The organism is Bacteroidia bacterium (assembly GCA_016218155.1).
Classification (GTDB): domain Bacteria; phylum Bacteroidota; class Bacteroidia; order Bacteroidales; family GWA2-32-17; genus GWA2-32-17.
Window position 1 is genome coordinate 1 of record JACREQ010000039.1, and the last position, 15693, is coordinate 15693.

Genomic DNA, 15693 nt, shown 5'->3' on the forward strand with positions numbered 1-15693 from the left:
ATCCCCCCTGAACAGATAAAGTATCTTTTTGATAAAAATCAGTTTGTACAAACAAAAGGAACAGCAAATGAAGAAGGAACAGGGCTTGGACTAAAATTGTGCAAAGAATTTATTGAACTGAATAACGGAAAGATTTGGGTAGAAAGTAATCAGGGTTCAGGAAGTCGGTTTTATATTTCAGTTCCTGTGAAACAGTAAAAAGGCAGAAGAGGAAAAAAAGATTTTAAATAAAATTTATTATTCTGAATATATGACAGTTAGAAAATTTGTTGAAAAATAGTTTAAGAAATGGTGGTTATGTTTTCAAAAATTTGACTCTATATATTTGGAGAGGTATATTCAAAATTTCGGGATACTAAAATAGTAGTGTATAAATATAAGAATGTGAGTTAAATATGAAATATTTTTATAACTTTTGAAACCTTTTATTTAAAAACAAGTAAACATCATAATGTTTTGAGATTTAAAATCATAACTATTTTTGAGTTTTTTAAATTAAAAATTGTATAAACACCTGATAAAACCTAAAAAACATACCTTATGAAACCAATTTTAATTTTACTATTAGTTTTTATTATTTCAAGTAATGTTTTCAGTCAAAAGAAAACAATTGACCTGAGTATTGTCCCTATGACACCGGATTCGACAGTTTTGGGCGATTCTACCAGAATAATGATACAGTTTAAGATTAATTATCCAGACAGTATTTTGAATTTTCAAATGAAATTCGGAACCGTTCAGGATATTGCCGATATTGCTTTATTAAGTCCCACTATACTGTTTTCCAATACCAAATATTATACTTTATTAAATGGAGATCAGAACGAAATTACAGATTATGATGCAAGGATATATTACAAACTCAGCGAAAATCAAATGAACCTATACAATTACCTCACACTTGTGGTGAGTTATATTGATGGAACTTCGGAAACCCTTTATTGGTTAAAACAAGACCAAAACCCATAATTGATTTAGGATTTTAAATTAGAAAAACTAAAAAACATGAAAACAATATTACTCACAATCATAGCAACAATCATCTTTTTAAATGTAAATGCTGTTACAACTTATACTGTAATTAGTAATGCCGATCCCGATTCATATGTATATCGTTATGATTTCGATGATGCAAAGTGTGACCCTGTAATGTATGGAACACTTCAATGGGCAATTAGAAAAGTATTAGATACTCCCGGAGAATGCAGAATTGAATTTAATATTCCGGGAACTTCACCAGTAATAATTCTTTTAAACTACACCCTTCCAACTCTTGAAAAGAAAATCATTACCATTGATGCAACAACACAACCCGGATATTCACAGGGAAATCCTCAGATTATTCTTGATGGAAATTTAAAACTATTAACAGGATTATATTTTAACAACTTGAAAAATTCAGGTGTAAAAGGAATCGTATTTAAGCATTTTGTTTCACAAGCTGTGATGTTTAATTATGCAAATTCATTTAATATATCAGATTGTTATTTTGTTGAAAATGGGTCTGTTAATTCTAAGGTTTTTCCAGCTTCATTAAGAATTGTAAGCAGTACAAATGGAACTGTTAAGGGTAATTATTTAGGCATAGACCCTTATTCGGGTAATCCTATTGGAAATAGTGCATATGGTTTAGTGTTATCAGATAATAGTAATTCAAATACTATTGGTGGAATTAATCCCGGTGAAAGCAATACCATTATAAACAATCAGAAATTCGGAATATGGGTTACCAATAAGAGCTGGTATAATAAAATAAGCGGAAATATTATCTATGGAAGTGACAGAGCAATTATATTAGAACCCGATGGTAATCAATTGAAACATGAGCCTATTATTTCAGATTATAATAATAACTCATACCTTTTAAAAGGAGGAGCTGACCCTTATGATGTTGTAGAAATATTCGGAAGCAATGGAAACCAGAGTGCAAATGAATACATTACTACTGTACAAGCTGATTATAATGGCAAATGGGAAGTAATTGCTACAACAAATTACTCGAATTATGTAGCCACAGCCACAGACCAGTTAAAAAATACATCTATTTTATCTAATCCTTTTCATGCGCCAAATGCTTTATCCCGGCTTATAAATACAGATTGCGATATTAGCGAAGTTTTATTCAGTCAGGTTCTAACGACAGAAGCTGTTTACAGGGCAGAAATGTATGAGTTTATGATTACAGACGATAATTCTGGAATTTCAGAAAACATCGTGAAAAACACTAATACTTTTTCTTTAAACGAATTGATTATGCCAATACAGTTAAATACTGCATATCGTATATCTGTAAGGGTTAAAATTGGTGAGTTGTGGGGACAATATGGAGAAATCTGCAAAATTAAAACTGTTAAATCTACAACTATTCAGGCATGTATTGATGAAGAACTTAACTTTACTATAAATGGAGTACACATTAATGATCCTATTCAAATAACAATGACTTACCCGACTGGAGTTACTGGGTTAAACAATGCTTCTATTCCGGCATATCCCTCTACAAGTATCCTTGTTGATATATCAAATCCATTAATGCCACAATATTCGTTTAATGCTCCTGATACATCTTTTACTTTAAATTATCATATCAAAGTCGGATGTGAGAACTTTTCACCCACAACTCAGAATATTTTGTATTCAATAAATCAGAACGGAATTGTAACAACAGATAGTTTTAGTGTGAATTTCCCTGTGATAGTTTTTGACCCCAACGCCAGTATTAACATTCAATACGGCAATGCACATCTGGGAACTGCATTTGAAAGGACTTTTCATTACAAAAATACTTCTTCCTACGGAATATTTTCTGGTGTTATTGAGTTCAGAGATACGATTCAGATACCTTCATCACAAACTGTAATTCGTGTAGATTCTGTGTGGGTTATTGCTCCTACTTCCGGGACAATAGATATTTTGAAAACTGAAATAACAGATTCGACTGTAATTCACAGGGTAAAAGTAGATAATATAGATTTTCTTGATTCTATCGTATTTCACGAACTTGTATTCTTAGATGGATGTCCAAACAGCTATAATAATGTTACTTATTTTGATGCAAAATATGGTTGTGATTCGACAAAGTTATGTGTACAGATTAATGGCTCATATACCAAAGCCAATTTTGACCCTAATGACAAACCTGCATTAAGCTATGTAATTTTAACACCGGGTTACCAAACATGCTGGTCAGATTCTTTAGAAAGAGTCATGAGAATTGTAAATACAGGAGGTGGCAGCGCTCCGTCCGTTTATATTGGAATAATTAACGGAAACTCACTTTCACTGAATATTACTGACCACCCATTATATGATTTTGAGGTTTATAAAATAGTTAGTGGAAATGAAATTCCGATTCCATTTATAGCAACTACACCTCTATTTAGCAATAATCAGGCAATCTTAACAACTGACACTTTATTCCCGAACGATACTATTTATCTTAGGTATTATGAAAAAATAAATTGTATAGATTCATCCAATTATAATACTTATTTTAATCATGCAACACGAATGCACTGGGAGGGGTTCCCCTATATTGTATTAAATCATCCCTGTTACAGTACGCCATATAAGCATTATCCTGATGGGAATGGGTATTACAATGCAACTTGGAGAAGAAATTTTTCTTTAAATCAGGTTTTTAATAATCTCAATGGTACTATATCAGCTTGTGATTCTGCTTGGTTTGATGTCTCAAGTAATTCGCTGCAATTAGGAAATCAATGGGGTGGTTTTATTTTTGATGGGGATAGTGCAGAAATAGTTATTGAACTTGATTTGGAACCTGGATTAGGTCTTGTAGATTCCAGTTTATATATAAGTTCGGTTTATAATAATGTAGTATCTAATCTTTATGCTGATTCTTTTGAGTTCCTACCCGGACCAAATAATTTTGCAGGAGGAAATAAAATAATTGCAAGATTTAGTATTCCTGATACATTGTATTCAGAATATTTAGGACACAATCATGGTTTTATTGACAAACCAGAAATTCCTGATTTCAACAACTTTTTTAATGATTTTAAAGTCAACTTTCATTTGTATTCAGATTGTAACTTTGCTACAAACACACCTACTACAATCACTGAAAAAGTATTTTTCAATCCTAATAAGAACTGTACAAATCAATGTATGATTCCTTTATCAAAAGTTGAAGATGATATTTTTATATTATGTCCGGGTTGTTTATTACCCGGCTGGAATATTGGTGAATTTGATATTAAAAGAACAAACTTCGGAAGTGAAGATACAAATAATAACAATTATCCTGATAGTTATCCTTTACAGCCTGTTGACCCAAATATTGCACAGAATCAACATATTATTTTAGGAGATACCATAAATTGTCATTTACATGCCGTTGTTTCTGATGGGACTGCAAATCTTGCACATTTTGATTGTACTTTAAGCATTGCAGATTCAACTGATACTTTGATTTTTAATTTTGCAAATATTGGATTTCCTTTTACTAATGCACAGGCTGTGTTTAAAGGAGATATATTGGATAAATTGAGTTTTATCGGAGGTGACGGAACTTTTAATGATGCTGATAACGGTTTATTTAGCTTTATTATACCTGCTTTATCTAATACTATTGTACAAAGTGGTGCATTTGCTCTTGATATTGGTATTCCGGCTATGCAAAGTTATGGTGTTCCGAATACAGTAGATAGTATAAATGCTGGTGATGTTTTTGATTTGAATATTAAATTCAGGGTGGTTCAGAATTTAGTATTTTCAGGTGGATTAAATCCATTGTACAATATAAAAGGAATTGATGCTATGCTAAATATGTCGGGCATTCCTTATACTGGAATTGACATTATGCCAGATGCAGCAAATTACCTTGAACCGGATTTTCTTGCTATGACTCCACAGGAAAGATCAGAACTTAATTACTGGTGTACTGGAAATCAGGGAAATGTTGTTGCTATTGGAACAAATTTCTATTCAGCTACTGCTCCATTTGCTTGGGGTGAAGGGCATAAAGACAGCACCAATACAACCGTTGATATAACTAATTATAATCCATGTTACTATACTTTAGGGTATAATGCAAGAACTGATGTAGGAAGAACTTTATCCACATATAATTGGGAATACCAGACTCCAGCAACTCCTTTAGAATGGAATTCTTTCTCTTTTGAAATCCGAAATCTCTGGATGTTGGATTCACTTAAATTTTCATTTCCTGATATATTTGAAATAGACAGGATAGATATTAAAGCAACACAATTATGGGATATTGATACATCTCAAAATAATATTTTAACGAATTTTAATTGCTTTATGTTTTGGAATGTAGGAACATTTATAAGTAACGATGACTTATACAACTATGACCTATCAGGTTCAACTGATGCAATTATTACAGATAGTACATTAACTATTTTTCCTTCTGCTCATTTTAGCCAGATAACTGGTTTTCAAGGATGCGATAATTTCCTGACAGCTTATGATGAAACTAAGCGTTATAGGGTTGAAGCAAGGTTAAAAATGAAGGATTATCATTTGACACCAAATAATACAACAAGTCCCGAATATGCAAGAGTAAACTGGTCATCTTTTCCCGGTGCTTTTTCAGGGGATACTGCAATAATTAATACTTATAATCTGGTATATTCCAAGCCAATTGCAACTCTCCAAACTCAAACCCTGTTGCAGCAACAGAATTATATGAATAATGATTTGGTTTGGAATATGATTGTCAATACAATTGGTACTCAGGTATGGCAGAACGGATTAATTAACAACAGGGCAGAAAATACTTTTATTTATTTTGAATCACCTAACAATAATATTTTTATTGATTCCTTAATCTGGACTAATAATAACACACATGTTCCTGTTGTTAATTCTATTGGCGGAAATAATTTATATGGTCTGGGAACAATAGGTACACAATGGGGATGGCTTGATTCAGCGCATGTTTCGGTATATGCAAACTATGATTGTTCACATGTCGGAAACACAGATACTTTGGTTGCAATTTACGGATGGAATTGTTATGGTTACCCTGATACACTTGAAAATGCTTGTTTCCTTGACACGACATACTTGATTTTTGATATTTTACAGACAGGATACCAAGCCGATATTTCAACCAACGATACAATTAATGTTTGCGATACGGCTACCTATGATATTAAAATTACAGCAACAGGTGTAGGGACAGTCGAAAATATTCAGGTTAATATGGCTGAATCATTAAACAATGAATATAACTATGTACCGGGAAGTGCATATCTTCAATACAATGGTTCAACCGAGTTTTTGAATCCCATAAATATTCAAACGGATAGCTTGTCATGGGTACTTGATTCGGCTTCAATTTTCCATAATTTTGAAACTGATACATTGCATTTGATTTTTAACATTGTTGGTAATTGCGGATTTGGCAATAATGAAATTGGTTTTACTATTACCGCAGAAAATTATTGCAATAAACCTTTACAGACTATTCAATGGTCGGGTGTTCCTGTTGTTACAGGCTTCCCTGTTCAGGATTCTTTGTTGGTTAGTATAAATATGACCGATTCAGTTTCCGGTTGTGGTGATAGCACATTAGTCAATCTAACCATAACAAACACAGGAAACAATAATACAAGTGCTTTAAACACCTTACAGGTAATTCTTCCGAACTCATATATGTGGTCAAGCGGTGATATTCCTTCTTCTGTTGCAGGGCAAACCTATACTTATAATTTAGCAGGTAATGTAACACCTGCTGGTTCTCAAACCATTCAATTCTATATTGCCGGAAATTCAGGTGGTGGAATTTATAATATTATTGCAAATGCTTATGTAACACAGGCATTTCCTTGTAATAATGACACCTGTATTTTCACACAAAGCCAAATTGAAACAAGTGACACTGTACAATTCAATATTGTTCCGTTAAATGCTACAGTAAATATTGTGAATCCAACCTGTAATGGTTTATGTAATGGAACTGCTTCTGCTGTTTGTACAGGTATTGCACCTTTTACTTATGCGTGGAATACAGGTGCAACTACTCCTGCAATTACAGGTTTATGTACTGGCAATTATAGTTTAATTGTTACAGATGCAAACGGATGTAAGGACACAGTATTGTTTATAATTTCCAATCCTGCACCTTTTGTTGTGAATATAAATTCAAATTCAGGGAATCCATGTTCTACGGCTTGTACTGGTAGTACTACAGTTCAATTATCTGGAGGGACTGCACCTTTTATTTATAACTGGAATACAGGAGATACTACTATTTCTATTAATAATCTTTGCCCGGACACATTCTTTGTAACTGTTACAGATTTTAACGGATGTGTTGCTACTGCAAGTGTAACATTAGTTAATAATTTAATTTCACCTCCTGTTGCTTCTATCTCTATTTTGAACCCTGATACTAACTGTTTAGTTGCTGGTACTCCGGTTAACTTTACTTCACCCAATCAGGCAGGAGTAACATATTCTTGGTATTATGGTGATGGTGCTACAGGCAATGTATATAATCCTTCATATCCCTATTCGGATTACGGTTATTATTGTGTAATTCTTACAACTTCCAACCAATGTGGTGCTGCCTCTGCTCATACTACCATATTTATTCAACCTCAAAACTGCAATTGCAATACAACATATACTTTTGCAGACGGTACTGTTATCGGTTCTTTAAATAATCACTGGAACCAAGCAAATTATGGTTCAACTATTACTGTTCAGGGACTTGTAACAATTCCTTTGGGGCAAACATTAGTTATTGATGATAATGTTGTTGTACAATTTGCACCCAAAGGCAGAATAATTGTACAAAGAGGGGGCAAACTCAGAGTTCATTCCGTTACTCTTACCAGTATTAATTCATGTAGTATGTGGCAGGGAATTGAGGTATGGGGAGATGGCAACAGGGTATCAACACATCCTGTTCAGGGAAATGTGGAAATCAGATCAAGTACAATAGAAAATGCCCATTTAGCTGTTTTGCTTGGAAGAAGGAAATCAGTTAGCTGTAGTAATATAGATGACGCTAATCCATTTGATAATCATTTTAGCGGTGGTACTGTGTATTCTGTAATGTCAACTTATAAAAATGATGGAGTTGGAATTAAGTTTATTTGGAAGAGTAATCCTGATGGTGTTTTCAATAGAATAGATTCCAATACATTTATTTGTACCCCTGCTTTAGTTGATGGTAATTACCTTAATACATCTCCAAACAGGTATCCTAACAGTCAGAATCCGTGGGCTGGTCAAGCCAATGCAAATTCAAGAACTGATATTGGAATTCAGGCAAACCATATAAAATGGTTAAAAATAAAAGGTTGTGTTTTTGATAATACTGATTATGGAATTTTCACAATTGACGATCAACGTTCGGTTGTCTTAAATTGCAGATTTAAAAATCACAGGCAAGGTATGCACATTGAAAACATTATGCCTACTTTTCTTAACTCTTATGACATTTCCATGTGTACTTTCGATTATATTCCCGGTAACACTATAGGAGCACTTGGACAAAATGATGGTACAGCTCTTTACATTTCAGGCAGCAGGGGCGACAGGATACATGACGGTAACCAGTTTAATAATACTTATTCAACAACAATACCTTCTTATGGTATAAGAACTAATAACGCTTCGAGTTTTGAAATTACCAATAACATATTCTTTAAGTTAACAACAGGTGCTATTATTCAGAATTCCATTCCTTTTAATGGAAATGTTATGGCAAAAGCAAGTAGTAATGGTTCATATAGTTGGTCTGGCAACTGGTTTACCCTATGTAAAACAGGAATTACTACTAAAAACGATAATTCATACCTTTGTTTAAGATGTAATACTCATAATAATTTTACAAGTAATTTCTTAATAAACATTAATACAGAATCGGGTACACTTGCAAATCAAGGTTATAATGGATGGCAAGTATATACCAATTCAATTACTAAATCAAGATTTGGAGCAGGAAATAGATTTGTTAATTCAAATCTTAATAAATTAGGTTCTGTATTTGGGTACAATTATTATTTTCAAGATTCAACACTTTCTCCAAACTACAACCCAAAAGTGTTAGTTACTCCTATTTCTAAATACCAGATTGATACTGTTCCGTTTTATACGATTTCTCAATCTTGCCCTTTCCCAAATTTCTTACCTCCTGATATTAATCTTCCAATATCTTTAAATACACCTGTATTTCAAAGGATAGACAGTTTGAATAATGTGGCTTTAACAATAGAATCGCAGTATATTGCACTATTAAACAATGCTGACAAAGGGCATACTTACGAATTGTTGAATGCTATTTATTCTAATCCGCCAACGGGTCAGTTGAAAAATATGCTGATAGCTGATTCTCCTTTGTCAGATACAGTTTTAACTGCTCTTAATATTCAAAATCCACTTTCAATCGGCAATTATAAAAATGTTATGGAAGAAAATCTTCCAGTAACAAAGAATGTCGTTTCTTCATTTAACAGCCGTGTTGAAACTCTGCCTCCGGGTATTAAAAACCAATTGAAAGAGAAACAGGTAAATAATCCCGGAAAAATAACATTGGGTTATCTTGAAACTAAGTTGAGTCAGGCAATATTGACAAAGCAATTATATTTTAATGAAATCATTTCTTTATTGTTAGACACTCTGAATAACCGTAATGCTGATGCTATAACTTTGTTTGAAAGAGAAGCTACTCCTGCTGCGAATATGACACTTGCTGCAAATTACATTAGTGATAGCAATTATTCGGCAGCTTTATCAAAATTAGCTATGTTGCCTAACGATGATTCGCAAATTGGTGAGTGGAAAACTTATGCAACTTTTCTTTTGAATCATTTAACTCAGGGCAAAACTCTCGAAGAATTAGATAGTAACCAGATTGATTATTTAAGAACTCTGGCGAATCAATGCCCCGAAGGGATAGCTACTGTAAATGCAAAAGCAATATTAATGTATTTGTATCGTGAAGAAGTTCCTGCATGTCCAGAGAACGGAATGCGAACTATGAGAGTTGAAAATAATAACATTCATCAAACAAACTTGTCATATCTTGGCGATAATTATCCCGATCCATTCAGCAGAAATACTGTAATTCCATATAATTTACCCGAAGGAAGTAAGGGAATAATTGAGATAAAAGATGTAACAGGCAGAATTATTTTAACCTTATCTTTGCAGGAAGGAGAAAATACTTTGGAAATTGATAGTAAAGGTTGGGCTAATGGTATTTATTTTTACGGAATGAAAATTAATAACGAAAACATAGAAAATAAAAAGATGGTAAAAACCAATTAGAAAAGCATGTCATTCTGAACGAAGTGAAGAATCTAAAGTTCATTCAAAAAAGATTCTTCTCTTTGTTCTGATTACATATTAGAAAATGAAAAAAAACATTCTCATATTATTTCTTCTGATTCAGGCATTAGCTGTTTCTTCCCAGCAATGGATACCTGATTTGAATAAGAAGTATTCTTTAATAATGCCCGATGGAAGTAATGGCTTTGGATATTGTTTTTTAACTGTAAATGATACACTTTTTATAAGTGGTCAATTTGCCAAAATATCTAATATTAATGCTTCTTGCATCGTAAAGTATTATAATGGAAATTACTATCCTCTAACTGGAGGGCTTTATTCAACACCTTTTAGCCTGTTATATAAAAATGATACTTTGTATGCAGCAGGCTCATTCATGAATGCAGATAATAAACCGGGAACACAGGGTCTTGCATGTTGGCATCATAATAACTGGTGGCCTATAGGCTCTAATAGTAATTGTGCCAATTGTGAGGTACTTGAGTTGTATCAAAATAAAGTCTTTGTTGGTGGAAATAATCTTATGGGCTTAGCTTTCGGAGTAATTGCTTGGGATGGAACTAATTGGGTAAACGCAGCAAATTTACAACCAATTGATATGTTAAAAAGATATTCCAACGATTTATTATCTGGTTCAAGTATTGGTACTGGTTTTATGAAATTTGAAGGAGGAACTACATGGTCACCACAACCCTATGGAGGGATATCAGGTTCCATGTTCAAGGCAGAAAATGATACTATTAATAATTTAATTTATATCTGTGGGGGATTTAACTTTGTTAATAATAACACTATTGAATCGCATCGGATAGCAATATGGGATGGTTTTGAGTGGCATTCAATGGGAACTGTTGCTCAAGGAATAGATTGTCTGAAAATGTATAATGGTTATTTATATGCAGGATTTGCCAGTGATACATTAAGCGATGGAACATTAATAAATTACATTGGACGCTGGGACGGAAATCAATGGCATCCTTTAGGAAGCGGAGTAAATCCGGGTGTAATGGCAATGGAAGAATTTCATGATACTTTATTTGTTGGTGGGGGTTTTACCATAGCCGGAGGCGATTCAGCTTATGGTTTGGCACGTTGGTACATGCCGGATACAAATTGTGCTTTTTTACATCCAACAATACACACTTTAGCAATGCAAGATACATTTTGTCTTTCATTGGGTCAGGTAAATGTTCCCTTTTTCAATAACAATACTTACGCACAAACATGGCAATGGGATTTCGGAGATAATTCTACCAGCAATATTCAAAACCCTGTACATACTTACACAAATGATAGTGCTTACACCATTACCGTTACAGTAACACAAGATGGTTGCACTAAAACAGATACAGCCCATATTTGGGTTAATTGGTGCAGTTTAAATCAGGAGTTTACCAAAGAATCACTGAATTTTAAAGTTTATCCCAACCCTACAGGAGGAGATTTTACTATAGAATGTACTTTACCGACAAATAAAACAGGAAAAGTTAAGGCTTTTAGAAATACTGGTTCACAGTTAGGTGAACACCCTTTGGAATCTGGTCTTAATAATTTTATAATGCCTTCGAGCAACTGGAATGATAGTGTAATACTTGTAGGGGTTTATATTGATAGTAAGCAGGTATTGGTAGAAAAAGTTATAAAAAAGTCTGAATATTAATGAATTAATTTCAGAATAAGATATTTCCTTATTTTATATACTTTTAAGACATGAAAAAAATATTGTGTATACTATGTTATTTTGTAATTCCTGTAATAGGTTATTCTATTGATAATCCCTCTGCATTTAATGCAACACCTGTAAGTGATACTCAAATTGATTTATCTTGGACACTCAATACCAACAATGATTCCGTAATAATTGCTTACAGTGTTTTCAATATTTTCGGAACACCTGTGGATGGTACAGTTTATAATGTTACTGATACAATTTTTGGTGGTGGTATTATTATTAATAAAGGGATAAGTAATCTTTTTAATCATACAGGATTATTGCCAAATACTTTATATTATTATAAAATATGGTCTTTTACCGCAGGTCATATTTTTTCGTTTGGATTAGTTGATAGTTCAAAGACATTATGTACACCTGCACCCTCTAATTTTCAAGAAGATTTTGAGAATGGTGGCAATATGCCAATTTGCTGGACTCAGGAAAATATTTCTGGGAATTTAAATTGGATATTTTATGATGGTAATCCCTATTCAACTGGCTTTGCTAATCTTCCAGAACATGCTTTTGAGGGTAATTTCTGTGCATTTTTCGGGAGTAATTCAAGTACTAATAATGGTAATTCAACAAAGTTGATAATGCCCCCTGTTGATTTTTCAACTACCACTGGGGCAGCTACTCTCGGCTTTTGGGCATGTGTGCCATCTCATGATACTTTGAAAGTTTATTATAAAACTTCTTATAGCGGAGCATGGACATTATTGAATACAGCAAATAGCAATAATGGAAATTGGGTAAATTATATCTTAACATTACCTAATCCAAGCGACGATTATTACATTGCATTTGAAGGCACAAAATCATCTACTTTGAAAAGTGGAATTTGTATTGACAAATTATGGATATGCAGAGGGAGTTGTTGTACAATACCCAGTGTTTCAACTATAAGCGGATCTACTTCAACTTGTATTGGATTTTTTGACCAATATAGTGTAACAAATGTTGCAGGTAATTTTTATTATTGGTCTGTAAGTGATGGTGATTTTACATCCAGTCAAATGGGAACAAATACTTATACACCTGTTTTTAATTCAACTGGTATGTCTGAAATTTGCGTTACACCTGAAAATACATGTGGTTATGGTGAAACAGTTTGTACTTCTGTTTGTGTTTCAGCAGGAGAAAGTATTACAGGCAGTATATCTGGAAATCCAAATCCATGTATAGGATCAATTCAAACTTATACTATAACTCCAACACCAAGTTTTTCACAATGTTCATTTAACTGGTCGGTTCCTTTTGGCTGGGCTATTAATTCTGGTGATGGTTCTACACAAATAAATGTAACAGTAGGTAATGGTAGTGGCTCAGTCAGTTTTACACTTGTTTGTGGAGGTTGTGCAATATTGTGTCTGGGTAATGGTTTGTCTAAAAATGTATCTCCTATTACGATACCTTCTCAACCCTCAATAATTACCGGAACCACTTTACCTTGTCAAAGCACATCACAAACATATAGTGTTACCAATGTTGCAGGAGTAGCTTACACATGGACAGTTCCAACTGGCTGGACAATTACAAGTGGACAGAATACAAATATTATCTATGTTACTGTTGGCAGTACAAACGGATCAATAACTGTGACACCAAGTAATATTTGTGGTTCAGGTATAAACAGAACATTAGCGGTTTCGTCAAGTCTTTTACCATTACAACCAAGCATTATTTCAGGAAATAATTCTCCCTGTTTTGGAACAAGTCAGATTTATAATATAAATGAAGTTAGCGGAGTAAGTTATAGCTGGAGTTTTCCGGTTGGATGGGTGCAAACAGGGGGAACTACAACAGATTCGGTTACAGTTACTGTTGGTTCAAATAATGGAAATATTACTGTTACTCCTTCAAATGGATGTGGAAATGGGACTTCAAGTGTTCTTGCAGTTACAGCTGTTAGCATTCCATCACAAACATCTGCAATTATAGGTGAATTAAGCCCATGCTCAGGTATAGGTCAAATTTATAGTGTAATAAATGTAAATGGAGTAATCTATTCCTGGAGTTTTCCGACAGACTGGAATCAAACCGGAGGGGGAAGTACAAACGAAGTTACAGTTATGGTTGGAAATGACATTGGAAGTATTACGGTAACGCCTTCAAATGTTTGTGGTAATGGTTCTACTCAGACAATTTCTGTTTCACCTGCCTCAAATTCGCCACTGAACGTTCAGATTGATGGTGATTCTATTCCCTGTTTTGGAACAAGCCAAAATTATAGTGTCATTAGTGAAACAGGGGTAACTTATACATGGATTTTCCCAATTGGATGGACACAAACAGGAGGTGGAAACTCAGATATAATTTCTGTAATAACAAATAGTACAGGAAATATTATTGTAACACCTTCAAATAATTGTGGAATTGGAAATGCTGATTCACTTTTTATAAGTGTATTGCCATTAAACACCTTTACACAATCTTTAACTGTTTGTGCAGGACAAAGCATTACTGTAGGAAGTAACACCCATTCTACAAATGGAACTTACAATGATACATTAACTTCCATAGTTAATGGTTGTGATAGTATCGTAACAACTAATTTAACCGTTTTATCCACAAATCTATTCACTCAATCGCCCACTGTTTGTGCAGGACAAAGCGTTACGGTAGGAAGCAATACTTATTCTATAAGTGGAACTTACAACGATGTATTAACTTCCATAGTTAATGGATGTGACAGTATTGTAACAACAAATTTAACGGTATTAACAGAGATTGCTGATTCTGTTTCTATTGTGCCTGCTACTTGTGGAAACAATAATGGCAGTGTTACAGTATTACCATCAGGCGGTGCAGGTTCCTACACTTATTTATGGAGTAATAATAATACTTCTTCTACTATAACTGGTCTTTACGGTCAACCGCCAGACACCATTTACGTTACAATTACTGATGCTTTTGGATGTTCGATAATTGATACAGCTATAATAAATTGCCTTACAGGAATTTCTTATGGCAAAATAGGAATCGATTTTAATATCTATCCCAATCCATCTATTGGAATTTTTACTGTATTTGTAATGATTAATAACAATTATGATATTGAAATTTTTAATGTACTTGGTGAATGTATTTATAAGTCGAAAATTTTTCAAAAACAAATGACCAAAGAGATAAATATTCTTGGTTTTTCAAAAGGAATTTATTTAGTAAAAGTAAGTGACAATTTGAAGACTCAAACAAAGAAAATAGAGATAGAGTAAAATAATTTTACTGACAATGTTTTTTTCTTTCCTAATATCTTTTTTCATAGAACCAATTACCTGTTTTTTTTAATTTTCTGATAAAGAATTAAAATATTTATTTTCTGTTTCATCTAATACCATCTTCATTTTAATATTCCTGAATATCATTAAAATAATTTCTTCAACCTGATTTTCTTTTTCAATATCTCCATTCAGGATTATTTTTTCATTTTTACTTGGTAATTTGAAAATATCGGACTGTAAACTTGGATCAAATAGTATAACTCTTTCATCCTTTGTTAAGGATAATTCTTTAACAAAGGAACCAAGTAATTTTATTAATTCTTTTTTACGAATTGCTGTCTCAATTTCATAGCAAAAACAACCAACTTCTGTTTCGTAATTCAAAATATTTAAATGGTTGGAAAGATAACTTGCCAGTTTTCGTCTCACTCTCGGAGATTTTATTGTATGTATGAGCTG

At 33.1% G+C, this 15693-nt stretch carries 6 protein-coding genes; 5 read left to right on the forward strand and 1 reads right to left on the reverse strand.

The window, feature by feature from the left end; translation table 11 throughout:
• The 5 genes from HY951_07160 to HY951_07180 form a co-directional block, all read left to right on the forward strand.
• A partial coding sequence (locus HY951_07160) for a sensor histidine kinase (GenBank protein MBI5539820.1) occupies positions 1 to 198 on the forward strand: 198 nt, incomplete at its 5' end.
• A gap of 342 nt (positions 199 to 540) precedes the next feature.
• The gene (locus HY951_07165; GenBank protein MBI5539821.1) at positions 541 to 969 is read left to right on the forward strand and encodes a hypothetical protein; all 429 of its coding nucleotides are present in this window, start codon (positions 541 to 543) and stop codon (positions 967 to 969) included.
• A gap of 36 nt (positions 970 to 1005) precedes the next feature.
• Entirely contained in the window at positions 1006 to 10275 is a 9270-nt protein-coding gene (locus tag HY951_07170) for a PKD domain-containing protein (protein ID MBI5539822.1), read from the forward strand.
• Positions 10276 to 10360: 85 nt separating this feature from the next.
• On the forward strand, positions 10361 to 11956 hold the full coding sequence (locus HY951_07175; protein MBI5539823.1) for a PKD domain-containing protein: 1596 nt from the start codon (positions 10361 to 10363) through the stop codon (positions 11954 to 11956).
• A gap of 50 nt (positions 11957 to 12006) precedes the next feature.
• Positions 12007 to 15228 carry a T9SS type A sorting domain-containing protein gene (locus tag HY951_07180; GenBank protein ID MBI5539824.1) on the forward strand — a complete coding sequence of 1074 codons (3222 nt, stop codon included), beginning with the start codon at positions 12007 to 12009 and terminating at the stop codon, positions 15226 to 15228.
• Positions 15229 to 15297: 69 nt separating this feature from the next.
• On the opposite strand, the gene HY951_07185 is transcribed toward HY951_07180, so the two are convergent.
• The gene (locus HY951_07185; protein ID MBI5539825.1) at positions 15298 to 15663 is read right to left on the reverse strand and encodes a hypothetical protein; all 366 of its coding nucleotides are present in this window, start codon (positions 15661 to 15663) and stop codon (positions 15298 to 15300) included.
• Between the last annotated feature and the right edge of the window lie 30 nt (positions 15664 to 15693).